Source organism: Nitratireductor luteus, from assembly GCF_026162365.1.
GTDB classification, from domain to species: Bacteria; Pseudomonadota; Alphaproteobacteria; order Rhizobiales; family Rhizobiaceae; genus Chelativorans; species Chelativorans luteus.
In genome coordinates this window covers 181,201-203,428 of the sequence record NZ_JAOANW010000004.1, presented here as the reverse complement: position 1 = coordinate 203,428, position 22,228 = coordinate 181,201, and the positions used below count along the sequence as shown (strand labels likewise).

Here is a 22,228-nt window from a genome sequence, read left to right as displayed (position 1 = left end):
GGGCGGTGCTGAAGCGCGCCGGGGCGAGGCCCTTCGGCAGCTCAGAAGGGCCGGGCTCTGCGATGTTCTTCCAATGGGTCCCGGGTAGCCCTCTTGGGTTCCGGGATGACGGGGTGGGGACCTGGGAACTGGTGCTCTCCGAACGTGTCCGCAAACTTTCCTAGAGCAGATCATCGTTTCACTGAAACGTTGTTCTGCTCTATCTACTTGTTTTCACTGCATTTGTGCGACGTCAGGTGATTCCACCCGACTGCAAAATGCTCTAAGGTGACGATTGCGGGCGTGTTTGATCCAAATTGACGTCATCGTGCTTTGTGGGTCCGAAATGCGGACAGCCTTAGAACCGCCCGCCCTTGCCGCTTCCAGCCTTATCGGCTACGACAGCCGCGCCCTGAACGGGGCACGGTTTTCTTATTCTCGACGGATGGATTTTCGACCATGGCGAACAAGGCTGACAGGGTGAAGGCGCGGCTGCCGCGGGGCTTTGCCGACCGTCATCCGCACGACATCCGCGCCACGGGCGAGATGATGGAGAAGATACGCGCCGTCTATGAGCGCTACGGCTTCGATCCGCTCGAGACGCCGCTGATGGAATATACGGACACGCTGGGCAAGTTCCTGCCCGACCAGGACCGGCCGAACGAAGGCGTGTTCTCGCTGCAGGACGACGACGAGCAGTGGCTTTCGCTGCGCTACGACCTGACGGCGCCGCTGGCCCGGCATGTCGCCGAGAATTTCAACGAGATCCAGCTTCCCTACCGCACCTACCGCGCCGGCTGGGTGTTCCGTAACGAGAAGCCGGGGCCCGGCCGCTTCCGCCAGTTCATGCAGTTCGACGCCGACACGGTGGGGGCGCCCTCCGTCGCGGCGGATGCCGAGATGTGCATGATGATGGCGGATGTGATGGAGGCGCTGGGGCTCAAGGGTCAGTACGTCATTCGGGTCAACAACCGGAAGGTGCTGGATGGGGTGATGGAGGCGATTGGCCTCGGCGGGGACGAGAACGCCGGACGGCGGCTGACGGTGCTGCGGGCGATTGATAAGCTGGACAAGTTTTCGGTCGACGATGTGATGCTTCTTCTTGGACCTGGCCGCTGGGACGGCGGACGAGAAGGTGAAGGTGACTTCACGAAGGGTGCCGGTCTCGACGACGCCCAGATCACGAGACTGCTGAACATCACCGGCTGGAACGAGCAGGGATCAGGCGCAACCGGCGTGGCCAACGGGCTTACGGTGGACAATCTAAGTCGGGGTTTCGAGGATTCCCCGCTTGTTGTGCAGGGGTGTGCCGAGCTTGATGAGATTCAGTTGCTTTGCGCGGCGGCGGGCTATGACATTGATCGCATTCGCATCGACCCCTCCGTCGTGCGCGGCCTCGAATATTACACCGGTCCCGTCTATGAGGCCGAACTGACCGCCGAGATCCCCAACGAAAAGGGTGAGATCGTGCGTTTCGGCTCCGTCGGCGGTGGGGGGCGGTATGATGGGCTTGTCTCGCGGTTTCGCGGGCAGCCGGTGCCGGCGACGGGGTTTTCCATCGGCGTTTCGCGGCTGATGACGGCGCTGAAGAACCTCGGCAAGCTGGGGCAGGACCCGGTGCTGGCGCCGGTGCTGGTCACCGTGATGGACGGCGACATGGAGGCGATGGCGAAGTACCAGTCGTTCACGCAGCGGCTGCGCGATGCCGGCATTCGCGCCGAGATGTACCAGGGCAACTGGAAGAAATTCGGCAACCAGCTCAAATATGCCGACCGGCGCGGCGCGCCGCTGGCCATCATCCAGGGGGCGGACGAGCGGGAAAAGGGCGAAGTGCAGATCAAGGACCTGATCGAGGGCAAGCAGCTTTCGGCCGAGATCGAAAGCAACGAGGAATGGCGCGAGGCGCGCGTGGCGCAGTTTTCCGTGAAGGAGGACGAACTGGTGGAAACGGTGCGCGCGATGCTGGACGCGCAGAAGCGCGAGCGGGACGGCGCGGCTGGATGATGTTGGACGCCGGCGCCAAGGCTACCCCCCTCTGCCCTGCCGGGCATCTCCCCCTCAAGGGGGGAGATTGGCCGTCGCGCCGGCTTTCGCCAATCGTGGAGTCGGAGGTCGATGACAGGATAAACTCCCCCCTTGAGGGGGAGATGCCCGGCCCGTTCGACAAGCTCAGGGCAGAGGGGGGTGTGACGGCTACGGCGCCCGCGACGTCCTCATGAGCATCCGCTACCCCTCCTTCGCGGCTGACATCCTCTCGCTGTTTACCGAGCGCGAGGCGGCGATGACGGATATCGACATCATCCAGCCGGCCGACCCTTTTCTCGACATGGCAGGCGAGGATCTGCGCCGGCGTATCTTCCTGACGGAGAGCGAGACGGGGCAGAGCCTTTGCCTCAGACCCGAATTCACCATTCCCGTCTGCCGCGAGCATATCGCCAAGCGGGCCGCCACGCCGCGCCGCTATGCCTATCTGGGCGAGGTTTTTCGCCAGCGGCGCGAGGGCGGGGCGGAGTTCTTCCAGGCGGGCATCGAGGATCTGGGCGCGCCCGACCACGCATCGGCCGATGCGCGCTCGCTGGCCGATGCGCATGCGCTCCTGTCGCGCGTCCTGCCGGGGGCGGCGCTTTCGATCACCATCGGCGACCAGGCGGTTTTCGAGGCGGTGCTTTCCGCGCTCGGCCTGCCGAGGGGCTGGCAGAAGCGGCTGGTGCGCGCCTTCGGCTCTGCTGCCATGCTGGACGCCGTGATGTCGGAACTGGCCAACCCGCAGAACGCGGCGTCGATGCCGCGCGAAGTGGCCGGGCTGGTCGCGCGGGGCGATGAAAGCGCGCTGGAAGCCCATATCGAACAAGCGATGGAGGCCGCCGGGCTTTCGCCCTCGGCGGGCCGCACGCCCGGCGACATCGCGCGCCGCCTCGCCGAAAAGGCGGAGCTGCGCAGCGTGCGGCTGAACGACGACGCACTGGCCGCGCTGAGGGCGTTTCTGGCGATCCGCACGCCCGCCTCCGAGGCGGCGGAGCGGCTTACCGCCTTTGCCGGCGGGCACGGCCTGATCATCGATCACGCGCTGGAGGATTTTTCCGGGCGCGCCTGGCGCATAAGCGATGAGGGGCTGGCGCTGGCGGATATCGAGTATCGCGCCGGGTTCGGCCGTCCGCTCGACTATTATACGGGCTTCATCTTCGAGATCGGGGCCGGCGACGGCGGCCAGCCGCTGGCCGGCGGCGGGCGGTACGACCGCCTGCTGACGCTGCTCGGCGCTTCCGACCCGATACCGGGCGTCGGCTTTTCGATCTGGCTCGACCGGGTTGCGGCGCTGCGGGGAGACGCGCGATGAGCATCGCCCTCGCCCTGCCGTCGAAAGGCCGGCTGAAGGAGCAGGCGGTGGAAACGCTGCAGGCAGCCGGCTTCACCATCGCCATGCCCGAGAACGACCGGCGCTATCGCGCGACGATGGAAGGCTATCCCGGCATCGAGGTCGCGTTCCTTTCGGCCTCCGAGATCGCGCGCGAGCTCGACCGCGGCACCATCGACATGGGCGTGACGGGCGAGGACCTGGTGCGCGAGACTATTCCCGACTGGGAGGGCAAGACCAGGATCGCGGCTCGGCTCGGCTTCGGACGGGCGGATGTGGTGGTGGCGGTGCCGGATGTCTGGTTCGACGTGGCCACCATGGCGGACCTCGACGACGTGGCCGCCGATTTTCGCCAGCGCCATGGGCGGCGGCTGCGCATCGCCACGAAATACTGGCGGCTGACGCAGCAGTTCTTCTCGCAGAAGCACGGCATCCAGGTCTATCGCATCGTGGAGAGCCTGGGCGCCACCGAAGGCGCGCCGGCGGCCGGCTCGGCCGACATCATCGTCGACATCACCACGACCGGCTCGACGCTTGCGGCCAACCATCTGAAGGTGCTGGACGACGGGGTGATCCTGCGGTCGCAGGCCTGCCTGGTGGCGGCCCGCAGGGAGCGCGCGCCGGAGGATGCGGCGTTGACGGAGGAACTCGCGCGGCGGCTCAACGCTGGATCGCGATGACGCCTCGCTGAATCGTCTTCACGATCCAGCACCTTGTTTCAGCATGATCTTTCCCGAAAACCGGCATCCACTTTTCGGATCATGCTGCTTACGAAAGACTGAGCGGGACGAAGAGAACGATGAGCCCCGCCGCCACCAGCATGACCCGCGTCAGCGGCCTGTAGGCGGCGATCAGTCCGTAGGATACGCAGATCAGGCCGAGCGCCACCTTGACCCCCGCCGCCACCGCCGGAACCGGACTTTGCGCCGTCCGCAGGAGCATCGGATTGGCGATCATGGCGAGCGGGATCAGGTAGAGGCCGACGCCGAGCGCCATCGCCGTGACGGCCACTTTCAGCCAATCCTCGCGCACCATGCCGGCCGCAATGAAGACCGCACCGCAGACGGGCGGTGTGATGGTCGACAACAGCGCGAACCAGAAGACGAAGAGATGCGCCTGCAGCGGCTCCAACCCGAGCTGGGTCAGCGCCGGGCCGGCGACGGAGACGCAGATGACATAGGCCGCGGTGGTCGGCACCTCCATGCCGAGAATCAGGCAGGCAAGCGCCGTCAGGAACAGCGACGGCCACAGCATGCCGCCGGCGCCGGAGAGAATGAGCGAGGTGATCTTCACGCCGAGCCCGGTGATCGAGAGAACCCCGATGACAATGGAGGCGCACAGGATGATGGCGCCAATCAGCGAAACCTGTCTTGCCGCCGTCAGCAACGCCGATTCCAGCCGCAGCGCCGCGCCATCGGCGGTGAAGCGCAGGCGCCCGTCGATAAGCAGCAGCAGGGCGCCGGCGAATATCGCCAGGGCAGCGGCGTATTGCGGCGTGTAGCCGGCGAGGAACATGCCCCACAGGAGAACCGAGAAGGGGATGAGGAAGAAGCCGGACGTGATGACGACATCGCGCAGCGCCGGCTTCTGGTCTTCCGGCAGGCCCCGCAGCGCGCAACGGGTGGTGAAGGCATTGATGCCGACCCACACGGCCAGGAAATACAATATGGCCGGCAGGAGCGCGGCCGCCATGATGCCGGTATAGGGCGTGCCCGTGAGTTCGACCATGACGAAGGCGCCGGCCCCCATCAGCGGCGGCATGATCTGCCCACCGGAGGAGGCGACGGCCTCGATGGCGCCGGCCAGCCGCTTGGGATAGCCGAGCCCCACCATGGCGGGAATGGTGATGGCGCCGGTGGAGGCCACGTTGGCGGAGGCAGAACCGGAGATCGAGCCGAACAGCGCGGAGGAAATGACCGACACCTTGCCCGCGCCGCCATTGAGCCGGCCGGCGGCGGCGGCGGCGACGTTCATGAAGCCCTGCCCCGCCTCGCCGGCGTTCAGGATCGCGCCGAAGATGACGAAGATGGCGACCGTGCCGACCGAGACGCCCGTCAGGCTGCCCCACAATCCTCCCTCGGCGATGGTCAGCGTGCCGAGGAAGCTCGCCAGCGGCGTTCCGGCATGGCCGAACTCACCGGGAATGTGCTGCCCCAAGAGGCCATAAAGAAGCGCCAGGAACGCGACGGTGGGCAATGCCCAGCCGATGGCGCGGCGCGCGGTCTCAAGGACGACGGCGAGCAGGAGGAAGGCAATGCCGGTCTGCACCGAGCCTTCCAGGAAGCCATACTGGTCGGCGAGGGTCCGATGATTGGTCGCGATCCACAAGGTCGCGGCAATGCCCCCCGCCGCCAACACCCAGCCGAAGACCTTCGACAGCCCGGCCGCCGGCGTGAAGACCAGCAGCCATGGAAGGATCAGGGCCATATGCAACGGCCGGCTGACCAGGTTCGGCACCAGACCGGAGAAGATCAGCGACAGATGAAAGGTAACGAGCAGCGCTGCGAGGGCCGCCAGGAGAATGCGCTTTGTCATGAAGGCGGTCGGGCTGTGTGGAGGAACCGGTTGCGAAGGACGCGCATCGCGGTAAAAGCCGCGATGCGCCGGGAGATCAGCCGACCTACATCTGCCCGTCAGCCAGTTCGACACCGGCTTCCTTGTAATAGCGGATCGCGCCCGGATGCACCTTGCCCGTGACGTTGGCCATCAGCGCGGTGTCGACACCCTTCCACCAAGGGGCCGCGTCGCTCATCGCCGCCTTCTGTTCCCAGAAGGCCTTGGTGAGTTGATAGGCGGTTTCCTCGTCCATCGCCGTCGTGGTGTAGGCGACGACCGGCAAAGAGGTGGTGACGATGTCGGTGTCCTGGCCGGCATAGGTCCCGGCGGGAATCGTCAGCGCCGTGCGCTTGGTCGCTTCGACCTGCTCGGGCGAAAGCGACAGGACATTCACGTCAACACTCGCCGCGGCCTCGACAACATTGGGCGCCGGCCAGGAACCGGCGGTCACGAAACCGTCGATCTGGCCGTTCTTGAGGGCGGCGACGGCGTTGGACAGTTCGGCGTCGGCGAGGTTCACCTTGCCTTCGAGGCCGAACAGGCCGAGGTATTTCTCACCTTCCGTCGCGCCGAAGGAGCCTTTTCCCAACAGGACGGTCTTGCCTTCCATGCCGGCGAAATCCTCCACGCCGGACGCCTTGGACATGACGAAATGCATGGTCAGCGAGGGGATGGGGAACAGGGCGCGGATTTCGGCGAATTTCGGATCGCCCTTGCCCTCGAACATGGCCTTGCCCTGCTGCGCCAGGCTCACCAGCGCCGGCGGCGTGGTAAAGACATAATCGGCACCGCGCGCACGCGCCTCCATCACGTTCTGGACCGAACCCTGGCTTTCCTCGATAGTCACGATGATATCGCCATCCGTGCCCTTTTTCACGGCCTCGGCGATCTCGACGCCCATCTGGTAATAGGATGAGCCGGCCTTGGCCGATTTGTAGGTAACGCGGGTCTCGGCACCGGCGCTGGAGGCGGCAACGCCCGTGGCGGCGGCCAGGACAAGCGTCGTCTTGATGGCTGAACGAAACATTTTCTGAATTTCCTCCCTGAAGCAAAGTTCTTGCAGTCAGGTGGAACCACCTGACGTTCGTGCAAATGTGGCAAAACGAACGGAAAGGGCGAAGCGCGCGCCTGGATGGGAGCGCGCCCTGCTCTATCGTCACCGTCGAATAGCAAGCAATGCCCTGTCGCGCAAAGGCCTCGGAGGAGGATTTGTTGGCGCAAATGGTGCTGTGGGCATCTGTGGGGATTCTTTTTGCAGGGTTTTTATTCGTCGACGACGCGCAGCCTGAGCCTGCCGGAGTTCGGACCGTCCTCGGAAGAAATCTCATCCTTACCCGTTGGGCCCGCCGGCGCCTCGCCCTCCGTCTTTTCCCCTTGCAAGGCGCCGAGTTCCAGCGCTTCGATCCTGGCACCGCGCTTGGTGACCTTGTCGGCGGAGGTCAGGATCATTTCCACGTCCTTATTGGCCTGCAGGAAATGGCCCTGGAGCTTGCGCACCCGGTCGTCGAGGCGGGAGACGTCCTGCATCAGGCGCACGACCTCGGCCTGGATGAGATGGGCCTGCTCGCGCATGCGGGCGTCCTTCAACACGGCCTGGATGACCTGGATCGACAGCATCAGAAGCGAAGGCGAGACGATGACGACGTGGGCGCGATGCGCCTTTTGCACCAGCGCCTCGAAATTCTCGTGGATCTCGGCGAAGATCGATTCCGACGGTACGAACATGAAGGCCGTGTCCTGGGTCTCGCCGGTCAAAAGGTACTTTTCGGCAATCGCCTTGACATGCACCTCCACGTCGCGGCGGAAGGACTGCTCGGCCTGGCGGCGGGCCTCGGGCGAGCCGCCCTCGGCCTCGGCCGCGGCGCGGATGGCGTTCCAGGATTCCAGCGGAAACTTGGCGTCGATCACCAGGGACGGCGCGCCATTGGGCATCTTGACGAGGCAGTCGGGCCGGCTGTTGTTGGAAAGGGTTGCCTGAAACTCATAGGCCGTGTGCGGCAGGCCGTCGGCGATGATCGCTTCCATCCGCGACTGGCCGAACGCGCCGCGCGTCTGCTTGTTCGACAGGATCTGCTGCAACTGAACGACCTGGCCGGCCAGCGACTGGATGTTGTTCTGGGCGGTGTCGATCACCGCCAGGCGCTCCTGCAGCCGGGCGAGATTTTCGTGGGTCGATTTGGTCTGCTCGGTGATCGAATGGCCGAGGCGCGACGTCATGCCGTCCAGGCGCTCGGAGATCGACTTCGTCATCTCCGCCTGGCGCTGGCCGAAGACCTCTGCGATCGTGCCCATGCGGCCCTGAAGCTCGGCCTGCGCCTTGGCGAGGTCGGCAAGGCGCGCCTCCGCCTCGCGGGCGCGCTCGGCAGCCTCGACCGCCGCAATGGCACGGGCCGAGGCGCCGCGCCAGATACCCACCACCAGCAAGGCCAGCAGCAGGAGCACGACGCAGGCGCCGGCGGCCGCCAGGTGGCCCAGCGTCAGCGTGGTCGCGCCCAATTGTGCAACCGGCGAGGAAAACAGCGAGATCGTGTCGTTCATGGATGGAGCCTATCCGATTCGCTGATGCATAATAAGACCAAAACGTGAACAATGTGCGGTACGCAACCAGGGCGATTGCGAGGTTCCTTCCCCACAAGGAGGAGAGATTGGGCGAGCGCTCCATGGTCCCCTCCCCCTTTTTGGCAGGCTATCGCATAAGGAAGCGCCTGCTCCCCCACTCCGTCTCGGCCTCCGGCCGATCCACCTCTCCCCCACCAAGAAGTGGGGGAGAGGAAGGGCGCCTAGCGTCACAGCCGGCGTTTCCTCTCCCCCGTTGCGGGGGAGAGGTGGACCGCGAAGCGGGACGGAGTGGGGGAAGGCGCCGACATATGCGATGGCCCTGGCACGCAGTGCTTTCATATTGACGGCAAGTCCGGGAGCCATTACCTGACGCGCATGACGATCCGACCGCTGATAATCCTTCCCGATCCGCTGCTGCGCGAGGTTTCCAAGCCCGTGGAGCGGGTCGACGATGCGCTGCGCAAATTCGCGGGCGACATGCTCGACACCATGTATGACGCACCCGGCATCGGGCTGGCGGCGATACAGGTGGGCGAGCCGCTGCGCATGCTGGTGCTGGACCTTGCGGAAAAGGACGAGGAGCCCCAGCCGCGGGTGATCATCAATCCCGAGATCGTCGCCAGTTCCGATACGCGCAGCGTGCATGAAGAAGGTTGTCTGTCGATCCCCGACTATTACGCCGAGGTGGAGCGCCCGGGCGAGGTGACGGTGAAATATATCGACCTCGACGGCAAGGAGCAGACGGTCGAGGCCGACGGGCTTCTGGCCACCTGCCTGCAGCACGAGATCGACCATCTGAACGGCGTGCTCTTCATCGACCACCTGTCGAAGCTCAAGCGCGACATCGTCGTGCGCAAGTTCAAGAAGCTTGCGAAAGACCGGCCGCCTGCCCGCATGGCGGGATGAAGCGGCTGAGCCGGGACACTCTCAGGGGGGTGCGGGCATGCCCCTTCGCCTGATTTTCATGGGAACGCCGGATTTCTCGGTCCCGATGCTTACTGCCCTGGCCGATGCCGGGCATGAGATCGCCGCCGTCTATACCCAGCCGCCGCGGCCGGCCGGACGGCGCGGGCTGGAGCTTACGAAATCGCCCGTGCACCGCGCGGCGGAGGTGCGCGGCCTTGAAGTTCGCACGCCGAAATCGCTGAAGGGCGCGGAGGAACAGGAGGCTTTCCGGGCTCTTGAAGCCGATGCGGCCATCGTAGTCGCCTACGGGCTTTTACTGCCGAAGGCTATTCTGGAGGGTGTGTTTCTCGGCTGCTTCAACGGCCACGCATCGTTGCTGCCGCGCTGGCGGGGGGCCGCTCCCATCCAGCGCGCGATCATGGCGGGCGACCGGGAGACCGGCATGACGATCATGAAGATGGACGAAGGGCTCGACACCGGACCTGTCGCGCTGGAAGAGCGCGTCGCCATCGGCCCGGACATGATTGCGGGCGAATTACACGACCGGATGATGGAGGTCGGCGCGGGGCTGATGGTCGAGGCCATGGAACGGCTGGAACAGGGGGCGCTGACCCTGACGCCGCAGCCGGCAGAGGGCGCGACCTATGCGAAGAAAATCAGCAAGGAGGAGACGCGGGTCGACTGGACCCGGACCGCGCCGGAAGTGCACAACCATATTCGCGGCCTTTCGCCGTTTCCGGGAGCCTGGTGCGAAATGCCCATCGGCGGGAAGGCCGAGCGGGTGAAGCTGCTGCGGTCGGCCGTCGCGGAAGGCGCAGGGGAACCGGGCCTGGTGCTGGACGATGCGCTGACCATTGCTTGCGGTTCGGGTGCCTGTGGTTCGGGTGCCGTGCGCCTTGTGGAAGTGCAGCGCGCGGGCGGCAAGCCGGTCGATGCTGAGAGCTTCCTGCGCGGCGCCAAGCTGGCCGCCGGCGCGAAGGTCGGATAGCATGACAATCGTTTACGCCGCGCCCTGCGCTACCCCCCTCTGCCCTGCCGGGCATCTCCCCCTCAAGGGGAGAGATCGGCTCTTCATCGACGTTTCGCTTCTTCTTCGACGCGTGCGCGCAGGGCGCGGCGGACAATCGCAACCGTAGAACCGACCAGGCCATGCCGCGCTATCGCATCGATGTAGAATATGACGGGAGCCCCTATGCCGGCTGGCAGCGCCAGGCGGGGCAGCACACGGTGCAGGAGGCCATCGAGAACGCCATCGAGGGCTTTTGCGGCGAGCGCATCACGCTGAACGGGGCCGGCCGCACCGATGCCGGGGTCCATGCCCTCGGCCAGGTCGCGCATTTCGACCTGTCGCGCCTGTGGAAGGGAGCAACGGTCCGCGATGCGCTCAACGCGCATCTGGCGATGGCCGACGAGGCGGTGGCGGTGCTGGAAGCGGCGGTGGTGGACGACGGTTTCGATTCCCGCTTTTCGGCTAAGGGAAGGCAGTACCTTTATCGCATCATGAACCGACGCGTTCCCGCGCCGCTGGAGCGCAATCGTACGTGGCACGTCAAATACCATCTCGACGAACATGCCATGCACGAGGCAGCGCAGCGGCTGGTGGGCCATCACGACTTCACCACCTTCCGCGCCGCGCAATGCCAGTCGAAAAGCCCGGTGAAGACGCTCGACGGGCTGTCGGTGACGCGGGAGGGCGACGAGGTCCACGTGCGGGCATGGGCCCGCTCGTTCCTGCACAACCAGGTGCGCTCCCTCGTCGGCACGCTCAAGCGGGTGGGCGAAGGCGCGTGGAGCGCCGACGACGTGACGGCCGCGCTGGAAGCGCGCGACCGCGCCGCCTGCGGCCCCGTCGCGCCGGCGCACGGGCTCTATCTCGTCAAGGTCGACTACTGAGGCCCTCAGGCGCCGGGCGGGCGCATCCGCGCCCTTGGCTTGCGCGCCAAACGGCGCGGCCCGCGGTCGCGGGCTTCATGGGTCATCAAGAATGACCCATGGTATGAGCCGCCGCGCGGGCCTTCGACGCCAGTCCTTCCGGGACTTTCCATTCCCCGGTCACGGCCGGCTGGACGGGGCGCTCGAAATAGGTCGTCAGGACGACGTAGCTGCGCGTCGCCACCACGCCGGGCGTCGCATACAATTCGGCCAGGAGGCCCTCGAGCGCATGGGTGTCTTTCGCGCGCACCTTGAGCAGCATGCAGGTATCGCCGGCCACCGAATGGATTTCCTCGACCTCCGGATGCCTGGCGATGGCCATGAGCTCCGGCGACTTGCCCCAGCCGCTGGTGTCGACATGGACGAAGGCCAGAAGCGGCTTGCCCACCGCCTCGGGATCGATGCGCACTGAGGTGCCCGTAATGGTGCCGCTTTGCCTCAAACGCTTGACCCGCTCATGGGCCGCGGGCGCGGACAGGCCAACCGCGCGCCCCAGCTCCGCGTAGCTGACCGTCGCGTCGTCAACCAGGACACCTAATATTTTTCGGTCCATCGCATCCAGAGACGGGTGCGCTGCCGCCCTTCGCTGAATGCTGTCTGTTTTTTCTACCATTCTGCATTTTCCAGTTGTTGCCTAATTTCGTTCAGCCATTATGCCATTATGTCGATCCATCTTAAAGCCAATTCGATTTCCGAACCGGGACCGGCGGCCGCGCCCATCCCGGCGACCGTGTATGTGCTCACCGGGGCGATCGCCGTCATCGGTTCCAACTCGCTGGTCCTGTCGCCGATCGCGCCGGATGTAGCCGCCGCGTTCGGGGTCCCGGTTCCCGCCGTGATGGCCGGCACTGGCGCCTTCGGGCTCGGGACTGCCGGCAGCGCGCTTCTTCTGGCACGCTATATCGACCGTGTCGGCGCATGGCGGATCCTGCGGCTGGCTTTCGGGCTGCTGGCGGCGGCATTGGCGCTGAGCGCGGCCGCGCCTGCCGTTCCGGTGCTCGTTGCGGCGCAGCTTCTGGCCGGCATAGCGGCCGGTCTCTCCCTGCCCGCGATCTATGCCAATGCGGCGGCCATCGCGCCGCCCGGCCGCGAAAGCCGCACCGTCGGCATCGTGCTGACGGGGTGGACAATAAGCATGGTGGCCGGCGTTTCGCTCTCCGCCGTGCTGGCCGACATGCTGAACTGGCGCGCCGTCTTTGCAGTTGTCGCCTGCCTCGCGCTGCTGGGACTTGTAGCGCTCATCGTGGGCGGACATGAGGACCGGAAGACCTCGACACCGGCGACATCGCCGCTGGCGGCCCTCACCACGCCCGGCCTGCTGCCGCTTCTTGCCGCCAATGGCGCCTTCATGACCGCCTTCTACGGCACCTATTCCTATCTGGGCGATCATCTGCACCAGTCGCTCGGCCTGCCGCTCAGCGCCGGCGGGCTCACCACGCTTGTCTACGGCCTGGGTTTCGGCGCGGCGGCGTTCCTCGACCGGGCGGGCGGCCGTGTGCCGGCGCGGATGGCCCTTCCCATGGCGTTCTCGCTGGTCCTGGCCGTCTATGTGCTGCTTGGCCTGACCGCGCATATCTATGCGGCACTACTGGCGGTGGCATTCGTCTGGGGGGTTGCGAACCATCTCGGGCTCAACCTGCTCATCGTGCGGCTGACGGCGATCGATCCGGCAAGGCGCGGCGGGATTCTGGGCCTCAACAGCGCCGTCACCTATCTTGCGGCTTTTGCCGGGTCCGTGGCGTTCGGGCCGCTCTACCTGGCGGGATCGTTTCCCGCGCTGGCCACCGCAGCGGCTGTGCTCATGGCGGTCTCCGTCGCGGCCACGCGGCCGCGCGGTGAGCTTCAGAACGTGAGGCCCAGCAGCGACTGAAGCGCGACCAGGGTAGCGACCGAGGCGGCGAGCATCGCGAAGAAGACGGCGCTTCCGAGCGCCGGTCCCTTGTCGATCACCGCGGTGGTGAGCCTCCAGGAAAGAAACAGCGTCGCAAGGAACAAGACCAGCGCCAGGATGTCCACAATGCCATCGCCGACGGGGAAAAACAGCCGCATGATGGCGGCGGGCGCAAGCAGCCAGGCAAAGAACGCCGACGCCCAATTGGTGGCGACCACATAGTGCACGAAGCGGTCGGATATCCCGGCCGGCCCGGCGACGGCCGCCAGCATGGCGAGCGGGATCAGCCAGGCGCCGACATCGACCAGGAACAGGCGAACCAGGAGAGCGAACCGCACACCCGCGCTCACATCGCCCGCGACATCGTTGGCGACTCCGACCCAACCGACCATCAAGGGCGGTATCGCCACCAGAATGGCGAAAAAGGAGTTCCAGAAGCCGTCGGCCGACAGGTCGAGCCAGCGCACGCCGTCGGGCCGGCCCATCATCAGCCGCCAGACGCCGGCCATATATTGCTGTATTTCGACGCCGGTGGGCATAGTGGCTAACCGAACCAGTCTTCGAGGAAGCGCAGGTAGATCCGTGTCAGGGTCTCGAGATCCGAAAGCGCGGCACGCTCATCCACCATATGCATGGTCTGGCCGACGAGGCCAAATTCCACGACGGGACAGTAATCCTTGATGAAGCGCGCGTCCGAGGTGCCGCCGGAGGTCGACAGTTGGGGCCGCTTGCCCGTGACGGCCGCGACCGAGGCGGTGAGGGTTTCGATCAGTCTGTCGTCGCGGGTCAGGAAGGCGGAGCTGGGACGGTCCCGCCATTCGATGTCGAAGGCGACGGGGTCGCCGCACCCCGGCCTCAGCCGCGAGGAAGCGGCCGCGCGGTCGAGCCGGTTGTGGATTTCGGCCTGCAGGCTCTCGGGCGTCCAGCGATCGTTGAAACGCACGTTGAAGGTCGCCGTGGCGCGGCCGGGAATGACGTTTGTCGCGGTATTGCCGACATCGATGGAGGTCACTTCCAGGTTCGTCGGCTGGAAGTCGGCCGTGCCTTCGTCGAAGGGCGGCTCCAGCAGCGCCTCGACGAGCATCAGCAGGCCGCGCACCGGGTTGTCGGCAAGGTGCGGATAGGCGACGTGACCCTGCCGGCCATGGACGACGATGGTGCCGGAAAGCGAACCGCGGCGGCCGATCTTGATCATGTCGCCGAGGGCATCGGGATTGGTGGGCTCGCCAACCAGCGCCGCATCCCACGCCTCGCCGCGCTCCCTTGCCCATTCGAGCAACTTGACCGTGCCGTTGATAGCCGGTCCTTCCTCGTCGCCGGTGATGAGGAAGGAGACAGAGCCGGCCGGCGCGCCGTGACTTTCGTGGTAGCGGGCGAGCGCGGCCACGAAACAGGCGATGCCGCCCTTCATGTCGACCGCGCCGCGGCCGAACATTTCGCCATTGGCGATCTCGGCAGCGAAGGGCGGATGGGTCCAGGCGGCCTCGTCGCCCGGTGGCACCACGTCGGTGTGGCCGGCGAACAAGAGGTGGGGGACTTTCGTGCCCACCCTGACATAGAGGTTCTCGATGTCGGGCGTGCCGTCTTCCCTGAAGACGGGGCGCTCGATCTTCGCCCCCAGGCGCTCCAGCATTTGTGAAAGCGCCCCCAGCGCACCGGCGTCATCCGGCGTGACGGAGGGACAACGGATCAGAGCGGCGAGGTTTTCGGCGGGGTCGGTGGGCAATGTCATGGTGAGAGGGATATTCGAAAGGAAAGCGCCTGTCACCCGTCCGGCGGCGTACTTCAATCCGGCGCGTTGGTCCGCTCCCCATATTCGTTTGCGCCAGGATCGCCGGGATAAAGGCACAGGACGATGAAAGCCAGGATCGAGACCATGGGGATGAAAAGTGTCACGGCGAAGATACCCGGCTTGCCGAAATCGTGAAGCCGCTTCACCCCGAGCGCTACATATGACCAGACGGAGAGGAAGAAAACGGCCCAGAAAAGCGTCGCCCATACGGCGCTGGCGCCGCTTTCTTCAGGGGCCAGCGTGAAGCGGTAGAGAGCGAACGCCTGGAAGATTGCCAGAAGCAAGCCAGCCAGAAAATAAGCCATGCGGCTGACACGGCCGGAAAAGCCGAAGAAGAGCCAGGAAATCTGCCTGCGTGTCATAGCCTCCCCCCACTTTCCGGTTCATGCTCTCGCGTCAGTCGCGCAGCAACTCGTTGATCGAAGTCTTCGACCGGGTCTTCTCGTCCACACGCTTGACGATGACGGCGCAGTAAAGGCCGGGGCCCGGCTCACCATTGCCCATGGGCTTGCCCGGCATCGTGCCGGCGACGACGACCGAATAGGGCGGAACCTCGCCGTAGGAGATCTCGCCGGTGGCGCGGTCGACGATCTTGGTCGACTTGCCGATATAGACGCCCATTCCCAGCACCGAGCCCTCGCGCACGATGCAACCTTCCACAACCTCGGAGCGGGCGCCGATGAAGCAATGATCCTCGATGATGGTCGGTCCGGCCTGCATGGGCTCCAGGACGCCGCCGATGCCGACGCCGCCCGAAAGATGCACATTCTCGCCGATCTGCGCGCAGGAGCCGACAGTGGCCCAGGTGTCCACCATCGTGCCCTTGCCGACATGGGCGCCGAGATTGACGAAGGAAGGCATCAGCACCACGCCGGGCGCGATATAGGCGGAGCGGCGGACGACGCAGTTGGGCACCGCGCGCAAGCCTGCTCTTTCGAACTCGTTGGCGCTCCAGCCGTCGAACTTTGAGGGAACCTTGTCCCACCAGACCGAATCGTCGGGCCCACCCTTGATGATCTGCATCGGGTTCAGCCGGAAGGAAAGCAGCACTGCCTTCTTGAGCCACTGGTTGACGGTCCAGGCGCCATCGGCGCCCCGTTCGGCGACGCGAGCCTGCCCGCTGTCGAGCAGGTGCAGCGCGGCCTCGACCGCTTCGCGAACCTCGCCGCGCGTGTCGGTGGTGATGCCATCGCGATTGTCGAAGGCTTCTTCGATGGTCGTTTCCAGGGCGGAGATGTTCGTTTTCGTCATATTTCGTCCCGTTACACGCGCAATTAAGGGGAAGCCCGCTAGTTTCTTAAGGGAAGCCTTGAGCCGGCGCGGAACCTATGCGAAGCGCCCGAAGGGGTCAATCGATGGTTACGCGCCGGGCAGAATCGACTCTTGGGCGCGCAAGAACGGGAAGTCATGCCTGATGGACGCAAAAGACAAGAGTAGCTGGACGCCGCTGCCGCATTCGGATGAAGACCTGAAACGGGCGCGCAGCGTGCCCGATACGCCGCAGACCCGCTCCGATACCTATCGGCTGGCATGGGACGACGAGGAATTCATGACCCGGCGCGAGCTCAGGCCCGTGCGCCTCCAGCTCGAACTGCTGAAGCCGGAGATGGCGCTGGCCGAGCGCGGCATCCGCTCTACGGTCATCCTGTTCGGCGGGGCGCGCATTCCCGAGCCCGGCGGCGAGGCATGGGCGGCCAAGAACGATGTCCAGAAGGATAATTTGCAGAACAACAGCCGCTTTTATGAGGAAGCGCGTAAATTCGCACGGCTGTGCTCGGAGCAATCGGCCAAGAGCTACTACCGCGAATATGTCGTCGTCACCGGTGGCGGCCCCGGCGTGATGGAAGCCGGCAACCGGGGAGCGGCCGATTGCGGCGCACCGACGATAGGCCTCAACATCGTCCTGCCCCACGAGCAGGCGCCCAATCTCTATGTGACCCCGGAACTGTGCTTCAACTTTCACTATTTCGCGATCCGCAAGATGCATTTCATGATGCGGGCGAAGGCGGTGGCGGTCTTCCCCGGCGGTTTCGGCACAATGGACGAGCTTTTCGAATCGCTCACGCTCATTCAGACCGGGCGCATGGAGCGGATGCCGGTGATCCTGTTCGGCAAAGAGTTCTGGAAGCACGCCATCAACCTGCCCTATCTGGCCGAGCAAGGCACGATTTCTCCCGGCGATGACGAGTTGATCACCTTCGTCGACACGGCCGAGGAAGCCTGGGCGAAGATCGCGGAGTTCTATGAGTTGTAGTCAGCTGCGATTTAGCACCGAGCCCCGCGACCCCCCTCTGCCCTGACGGGCATCTCCCCCCTCGGGGGGAGATTACCTTTTCATCGACGTCTCGCCTGACTCTTCAAAGCTTGGTGAAAGCGGCCGTGGATCGCGATTTTAGAACCAGCGCGCCAATGCCGCAGGCGGGGTGCTGGCGTCAGGGCGGCGGGCGCGTTATTCGTTGAGCATGAGCAAGGCGCGCAGACAACCAGGCTGGTTTGCCACGCTTCGGCGGGACCGGGGGCTTTTTACCGCCCTGGCCGTGCTGTTGCTGTTCGTCGGCGCGCTGCAACCGCTGTCGGCAGCCAACGCCGCCCGGTTTGCCGGTCTCGACATATTGTGCAATCCGCTGAACGCGGCGGACAAGCCGCAGCAAAGTCGGGGCGAGCCTGAATGCCCGCTCTGCCCCACCGGGCACCTGTGCGCGATGAGTGTGGCCATGGATGCCCGCGCGGATGCCACGATGCCCGTTGTCGACCGGCCCGGCGTACGGCTTCCCTCCCCCGCGCGCGGTCATGCGGTCGCGGCCTCAAGTGCCGGCGCGCCGCCTTCCATACGCGGCCCTCCCCCTTCGATGTGAAACGTCCGGCATGGCCGGCGCGACCCACAAAGCACATCGAAAGGATCGTCAAAATGTACCGCAATGTCATTACCGCCGCGGCGGCGGCTTCGTTTCTCACCTATTTCGCTCCCACGGCTTCGGCGCATGTATCGCTCCAGCAGGACCAGGCCGCGCCGGGCTCGTTCAAGGCCGTGCTGGGCGTTCCGCACGGCTGCGACGGACAATCCACCACGGCGGTGAGGGTTCAGCTTCCCGAGGGCTTCGTCGGCGCCAAGCCGATGCCGAAGGCCGGATGGACGATCGACATCGAGCAAGGCGACTACGCCAGGGCCTATACGCTGCATGGCAGGGAAGTCCGTTCCGGCCCTGTCGCCGTCACCTGGAAGGGCGGCCCGCTGGACGACGCTCATTATGACGAGTTCGCCTTGCACGGCACGCTTGCCGGTGTCGAGGAAGGCCAGCGGCTCTTTTTCAAGACCGTTCAGACCTGCGCCGAAGGCACGGCCGAATGGGTGGAGGAGCCTGCGCAAGGCCAGGATTCCCATTCGCTCGAAAGGCCGGCTCCCGCGCTCACCATCCTGGCGGCGGAGACGGCCGGCCATCAGCACGAGGCCAGCATTTCCGCCGGCGCGCTGGAAATCGCGGCCCCATGGGCCCGCGCCATGCTGCCGGGCCAGCCCACGGGCGGCGCCTATCTGGACATCGTGAACACGGGCGAAAGCGCCGACAGGCTGGTCTCCGTGCGCTCGCCGCGCGCCGGCAAAGTGGAAATCCATACGATGGAGGTTGTCAACGAGGTCATGACCATGCGGCCCGTCGAAGGGGGGCTGGAAATTCCCGCCGGCGAGCGGGTCGAGCTGAAGCCGGGCAGCATGCATCTCATGTTCATGCAGGTGGAAGAGCGGTTCGAGGAGGGGCAAACGGTGCCGTTGATCCTGGAATTCGAGAAAGCCGGCGCCGTGAAACTGGATCTTCCGGTGAAGCCTGCCAGCGCCGGCCGGGGCGAAACCCACAAGCACTGACGGCGCTCATTTCGGCATTTCACGGGAACCGTGAAACGACTTCCGGGGCCGGTTTTTGCCGCCGGCCCTGGAACGCCCGGCGCAAGATCGGCGTTACAGCGTGCGTCCATCCGGACGTATCAAGGCTGCCGAGCGAAGGAGACCCCCACCATGACCAAAAGCGTTCCCGACAAGGACGTCATGAACAAGCAGCAGGCCAAGGATCTCGGCCACGCCACCAAGTCGCAGCCTGAGCAGGCCAAGGATGCCGAGAAGGAAACGGCAGCCGAACGGATCGAACACGACACGCGTGCAAACCGCGCCATCGGTGTTGCGATGTACGGTGACAAGAAGGAAGCCGCGACGGAACGCAAGCTCGAACGCGCCGCAGAGCGCAACGACCGGGCGCAGCGCAACAGGTGACGACTGGCGCTTGTCCTAAAGAATGCTGCGCAGGAAAGCGGTGAGGTCGTCGGTCACGAAATCGACTTCGTCCTCGTCACAGGGATCCCGCTCCCAGATCTCGGTGAAAGTCGGTTCGAAATTTTTCGGCACGATGAGGACCGTGGTCATGCCCAGCGCCTTGGGCACGCGGAGATTGCGCGCCAGATCCTCGAACATGACGGCGTTCGAGCCGACCACGGCATGCAGGTCGATGAAACGGTCATAAGTCGCCTTTGACGGCTTGGGCTCCAGCCCGGCGGCGACGATGTCGAAAATATCCTCGAAATGGTCGAGCACGCCCAGCTGCCGGGCGGCACGTTCGGCATGGCTGCGGTCGCCATTGGTGAAGATGAACTTGCGGCCGGGCAGAGCGCTTATCGCCCGACCCAGCTCAGGGTTCGGATCGAGCCAGGAATAGTCGATGTCGTGGACCTTCTCCAGGAAATCGTCCGGATCGACGCGATAGAGTTCCATCAGCCCTTTCAGTGTCGTGCCATGGTCGCGGTAAAGCTGCTTCTGAAGCGTCCGCGCTTCTTCTCTGGGCATCGACAGGAGCTCGGACACATAGGCCGTCATTTTCACGTCGATCTGCGAGAACAGGTCGCTGTGATGGGGATAGAGCGTGTTGTCGAGATCGAAGACCCAATCGGTGACATGGGCGAATCTGAATGGATCGGGGCGGTTTGTCATGGCTCCTTATGGCAGATTTGCACCCGCTGTCTCAAACTTTAAGTAAGCTGGAAAGGAAGCGGCAAAACACCTTTGTCATGTTGCGCGCGCATTGGGAGCGCCGCATGAGGAAAGTGTTCGTCTACGCCTCGATTTCGACGGCCATATCGATCTTAGGGTCTCTTGCCGTTGGCTGGCTGGCATTGACGATGCTGGGCCGCGACATGGATTCGACGGCTTTTGCGATATGCACCCTGTGCCCGACCGCGATCGTCTTTCCGGCAAGCGCCTACACATACAATCAAAGGCGCAAGGTGGCCGAGGTCCACAACAGGCTCCGCGCCGCCCATCGCGAGCTGGCCGCCATGAATCGCAGACTTGCCGAAAAGGCGCTCGTCGACAGCCTTACGGGGCTCCTCAACCGGGGCGTCTTCATCGAAGTGGTCGAGAGATCGAAGAACGTGCGAAAGCGCGGCTCGCTGCTGGTTGCCGATGCCGATAATTTCAAGCAGATCAACGATCGTTTCGGGCATCTGACGGGCGATGACGCGCTCAGGAAGATCGCCCGTGCGATCGCCGACTGCACCCGGCGAGCGGATTATCGCGGACGGCTGGGCGGCGAGGAGTTCGGTGTCTTCCTCGTCGATGCCGATCTCGGCGAGGCGTCGAAGGTGGCCGAGCGCATCAGGAAGGCCGTCGAGGAGGCAGGCTTTGTCGCGCCGGACGGCACCCCGGTGCAGCTTACCGTTAGCATCGGCGTCGCGACCGCCGAGACGGGCGCGTCCTTCGCCGACCTGATGAACGTGGCCGACAAAAGGCTTTACGAAGCCAAGGCCAAGGGCCGCAATATGGTCATTCTTCCTCCCCAGACGCCGGTCGCGGCCTGACCCGCCATATTGTGGTCGCGCTTTTGTCGCCAATGAAGCCGTTCAACGAGGGGCATGTCGTGTACGGCGGAAAGCTTTTGACGGCGGGTACCGTGCTCGCAGCATTATCCTGGTCCCCGGCCGCACAGGCCCAGCCCGCGCCCAGCTTCGAGGCGGAGTGCGGCACGCTGCGGGAAAAGCTGGCGCAGCTCCAGCCCGGCGATGAGGAACTGGTCGTGATCGACGTCGTCGGCCCGCTGACGATGGTCGAGCATGACGGAACGCTCGGCTACATGGCGGTTTGCGAGGCGCCGGATCCGCAGGTCCTTTGCATCACTTACCGGATCAACGATTACGAGGTCGGCGACCGGGTGATACTGAGCGGCGGGCTGAACGTCATCGACGAAGGCCATATCCGGCTCGACCCCTGCCTGCACTATCCGCCGGAGCCGCAATAGGCGCGCCCCTGGTGTTGCGCTGGAGTTGCAACGGGAGTAATCCGAGCACACTTCCCGCCTGCACCCCCGGACATCTTCATGGAACTTTGGATCCCCATCACGATTGCCGCCGCATTCCTGCAGAACCTGCGGTCGGCGGCGCAGAAGCACCTGAAGGGCGTGATGGGCACGACCGGGGCGACCTTCGTGCGGTTCGGCTTCGGCCTGCCGTTTGCGGTGCTGTTTCTCGCCTTGCTTCATCTGGCCGCCGGTTACCCGCTTGCCCGGCCCAATGGCGGCTTCCTTGCCTGGGTCATCGTCGGCGGGCTGACGCAGATCGGCGCGACGTTTCTTTTGATCCATCTGTTCTCGTTCCGAAATTTCGCGGTGGGAACTGCCTATTCACGCACCGAGCCGGCGCAGGCCGCCGTTTTCGGGCTGATCTTCCTCGGCGAACTTGCCGGCGCCGGCGCGCTTGTCGCCATCGCCATCACGGTACTCGGCGTGATGGCGATCTCGGTGGCCCATGTGCCGATGAGCTGGCGCAATCTGCTCGCCTCGCTCGTCAGCCGCAACGCGCTGATCGGACTTTCCTCGGGCACCTTGTTCGGCATTGCGGCGGTCGCGTATCGCGCCGCCTCCCTGTCGCTCGGCGGCCCGAACTTCATGATGCAGGCAGCGACCACGCTGCTGTTCACCATCTTCTTTCAGACGGTGGTCATGCTCGGCTGGATTATTTGGAAGGAACGGGCGGAGCTGGCGCATATCGCCAAGGCCTGGAAAGCCTCGCTCTTCGTCGGCCTTGTCGGCGCCTCTGCCTCGTTCGGGTGGTTCGCGGCGATGACGCTGCAGCAGGCGGCGGTGGTGAAGGCGCTGGCGCAGGTCGAGATGATCTTCACCTTCGCCTCCACGGTCTATTTCTTCCGGGAGAAGATCAACGCGACGGAGGTGGCCGGCTGCGCGCTGATCGTGACGGGGATTATCGTGCTGGTGCTGGTCTGACG

The 22,228-nt window shown here is 65.0% G+C and carries 23 protein-coding genes; 14 read left to right on the top strand and 9 right to left on the bottom strand.

What is annotated here, in order from left to right; all coding sequences use genetic code 11:
- Nucleotides 1–438: 438 nt before the first annotated feature.
- From hisS to hisG, 3 genes are all read left to right on the top strand, one after another.
- Entirely contained in the window at nucleotides 439–1,983 is a 1,545-nt protein-coding gene (gene hisS, locus N1058_RS06165) for a histidine--tRNA ligase (RefSeq protein ID WP_265516623.1), read from the top strand.
- 211 nt (nucleotides 1,984–2,194) lie between these two features.
- Nucleotides 2,195–3,316 (top strand): ATP phosphoribosyltransferase regulatory subunit, encoded by a 1,122-nt coding sequence (locus N1058_RS06160; RefSeq protein ID WP_265516622.1) that lies wholly within the window; start codon nucleotides 2,195–2,197, stop codon nucleotides 3,314–3,316.
- Nucleotides 3,313–4,014: an ATP phosphoribosyltransferase gene (hisG, locus tag N1058_RS06155; protein WP_265516621.1), complete on the top strand. Its 702-nt coding sequence runs from the start codon at nucleotides 3,313–3,315 to the stop codon at nucleotides 4,012–4,014. The genes N1058_RS06160 and hisG overlap by 4 nt, the downstream gene beginning before the upstream one ends.
- An 88-nt stretch (nucleotides 4,015–4,102) precedes the next feature.
- Here the strand turns inward: hisG and N1058_RS06150 are convergent, their stop codons facing one another.
- From N1058_RS06150 to N1058_RS06140, 3 genes are all read right to left on the bottom strand, one after another.
- Complete coding sequence (locus tag N1058_RS06150; protein ID WP_265516620.1) at nucleotides 4,103–5,869, bottom strand: TRAP transporter permease; 1,767 nt, start codon at nucleotides 5,867–5,869, stop codon at nucleotides 4,103–4,105.
- Between the two features lie 85 nt (nucleotides 5,870–5,954).
- The gene (locus N1058_RS06145; protein WP_265516619.1) at nucleotides 5,955–6,917 is read right to left on the bottom strand and encodes a TAXI family TRAP transporter solute-binding subunit; all 963 of its coding nucleotides are present in this window, start codon (nucleotides 6,915–6,917) and stop codon (nucleotides 5,955–5,957) included.
- Nucleotides 6,918–7,153: 236 nt separating this feature from the next.
- Nucleotides 7,154–8,428: a DNA recombination protein RmuC gene (locus N1058_RS06140; protein WP_265516618.1), complete on the bottom strand. Its 1,275-nt coding sequence runs from the start codon at nucleotides 8,426–8,428 to the stop codon at nucleotides 7,154–7,156.
- Between the two features lie 396 nt (nucleotides 8,429–8,824).
- On the opposite strand from N1058_RS06140, the gene def reads away from it, so the two are divergent.
- The 3 genes from def (at nucleotide 8,825) to truA (ending at nucleotide 11,248) form a co-directional block, all read left to right on the top strand.
- On the top strand, nucleotides 8,825–9,355 hold the full coding sequence (def, locus tag N1058_RS06135; RefSeq protein ID WP_265516617.1) for a peptide deformylase: 531 nt from the start codon (nucleotides 8,825–8,827) through the stop codon (nucleotides 9,353–9,355).
- A gap of 37 nt (nucleotides 9,356–9,392) precedes the next feature.
- Nucleotides 9,393–10,343: a methionyl-tRNA formyltransferase gene (fmt, locus tag N1058_RS06130; protein WP_265516616.1), complete on the top strand. Its 951-nt coding sequence runs from the start codon at nucleotides 9,393–9,395 to the stop codon at nucleotides 10,341–10,343.
- Nucleotides 10,344–10,504: 161 nt separating this feature from the next.
- A complete protein-coding gene (gene truA, locus N1058_RS06125; protein WP_265516615.1) occupies nucleotides 10,505–11,248 on the top strand; it encodes a tRNA pseudouridine(38-40) synthase TruA in 744 nt (247 codons plus the stop codon).
- 85 nt (nucleotides 11,249–11,333) lie between these two features.
- Here the strand turns inward: truA and N1058_RS06120 are convergent, their stop codons facing one another.
- Nucleotides 11,334–11,900: an Lrp/AsnC family transcriptional regulator gene (locus tag N1058_RS06120; RefSeq protein ID WP_265516614.1), complete on the bottom strand. Its 567-nt coding sequence runs from the start codon at nucleotides 11,898–11,900 to the stop codon at nucleotides 11,334–11,336.
- Nucleotides 11,901–11,948: 48 nt separating this feature from the next.
- On the opposite strand from N1058_RS06120, the gene N1058_RS06115 reads away from it, so the two are divergent.
- Entirely contained in the window at nucleotides 11,949–13,157 is a 1,209-nt protein-coding gene (locus N1058_RS06115) for an MFS transporter (RefSeq protein ID WP_265516613.1), read from the top strand.
- On the opposite strand, the gene N1058_RS06110 is transcribed toward N1058_RS06115, so the two are convergent.
- The 4 genes from N1058_RS06110 to dapD are packed head-to-tail and all read right to left on the bottom strand — an operon-like array spanning nucleotide 13,130 to nucleotide 16,221.
- Nucleotides 13,130–13,717, bottom strand: a complete 588-nt coding sequence (locus N1058_RS06110; protein WP_265516612.1) for a transporter — start codon at nucleotides 13,715–13,717, stop codon at nucleotides 13,130–13,132. The genes N1058_RS06115 and N1058_RS06110 overlap by 28 nt on opposite strands.
- Nucleotides 13,718–13,722: 5 nt before the next feature.
- Complete coding sequence (dapE, locus tag N1058_RS06105; protein ID WP_265516611.1) at nucleotides 13,723–14,910, bottom strand: succinyl-diaminopimelate desuccinylase; 1,188 nt, start codon at nucleotides 14,908–14,910, stop codon at nucleotides 13,723–13,725.
- Nucleotides 14,911–14,963: 53 nt separating this feature from the next.
- Nucleotides 14,964–15,332: a DUF805 domain-containing protein gene (locus tag N1058_RS06100; protein WP_265516610.1), complete on the bottom strand. Its 369-nt coding sequence runs from the start codon at nucleotides 15,330–15,332 to the stop codon at nucleotides 14,964–14,966.
- Between the two features lie 34 nt (nucleotides 15,333–15,366).
- Nucleotides 15,367–16,221 carry a 2,3,4,5-tetrahydropyridine-2,6-dicarboxylate N-succinyltransferase gene (dapD, locus tag N1058_RS06095; RefSeq protein ID WP_265516609.1) on the bottom strand — a complete coding sequence of 285 codons (855 nt, stop codon included), beginning with the start codon at nucleotides 16,219–16,221 and terminating at the stop codon, nucleotides 15,367–15,369.
- A gap of 163 nt (nucleotides 16,222–16,384) precedes the next feature.
- On the opposite strand from dapD, the gene N1058_RS06090 reads away from it, so the two are divergent.
- From N1058_RS06090 to N1058_RS06075, 4 genes are all read left to right on the top strand, one after another.
- On the top strand, nucleotides 16,385–17,224 hold the full coding sequence (locus N1058_RS06090) for an LOG family protein (RefSeq protein WP_265516608.1): 840 nt from the start codon (nucleotides 16,385–16,387) through the stop codon (nucleotides 17,222–17,224).
- Nucleotides 17,225–17,426: 202 nt separating this feature from the next.
- Nucleotides 17,427–17,825: a hypothetical protein gene (locus N1058_RS06085; protein WP_420847949.1), complete on the top strand. Its 399-nt coding sequence runs from the start codon at nucleotides 17,427–17,429 to the stop codon at nucleotides 17,823–17,825.
- A gap of 53 nt (nucleotides 17,826–17,878) precedes the next feature.
- Nucleotides 17,879–18,829 carry a DUF1775 domain-containing protein gene (locus N1058_RS06080; protein WP_265516607.1) on the top strand — a complete coding sequence of 317 codons (951 nt, stop codon included), beginning with the start codon at nucleotides 17,879–17,881 and terminating at the stop codon, nucleotides 18,827–18,829.
- A 150-nt stretch (nucleotides 18,830–18,979) separates the two neighbouring features.
- Nucleotides 18,980–19,231, top strand: coding sequence for a hypothetical protein (locus N1058_RS06075; RefSeq protein ID WP_265516606.1), 252 nt, complete (start codon nucleotides 18,980–18,982; stop codon nucleotides 19,229–19,231).
- 15 nt (nucleotides 19,232–19,246) lie between these two features.
- Here N1058_RS06075 and N1058_RS06070 read toward each other — a convergent pair whose 3' ends face one another.
- Nucleotides 19,247–19,942: a pyrimidine 5'-nucleotidase gene (locus N1058_RS06070; RefSeq protein ID WP_265516605.1), complete on the bottom strand. Its 696-nt coding sequence runs from the start codon at nucleotides 19,940–19,942 to the stop codon at nucleotides 19,247–19,249.
- Nucleotides 19,943–20,046: 104 nt separating this feature from the next.
- Between N1058_RS06070 and N1058_RS06065 the strand changes: the two genes are divergently transcribed.
- The 3 genes from N1058_RS06065 (at nucleotide 20,047) to N1058_RS06055 (ending at nucleotide 22,226) form a co-directional block, all read left to right on the top strand.
- Nucleotides 20,047–20,808, top strand: coding sequence for a GGDEF domain-containing protein (locus tag N1058_RS06065; RefSeq protein ID WP_265516604.1), 762 nt, complete (start codon nucleotides 20,047–20,049; stop codon nucleotides 20,806–20,808).
- Nucleotides 20,809–20,885: 77 nt separating this feature from the next.
- Nucleotides 20,886–21,245: a hypothetical protein gene (locus tag N1058_RS06060; protein WP_265516603.1), complete on the top strand. Its 360-nt coding sequence runs from the start codon at nucleotides 20,886–20,888 to the stop codon at nucleotides 21,243–21,245.
- Nucleotides 21,246–21,323: 78 nt separating this feature from the next.
- Nucleotides 21,324–22,226, top strand: coding sequence for a DMT family transporter (locus N1058_RS06055; RefSeq protein ID WP_265516602.1), 903 nt, complete (start codon nucleotides 21,324–21,326; stop codon nucleotides 22,224–22,226).
- Nucleotides 22,227–22,228 lie beyond the last annotated feature (2 nt).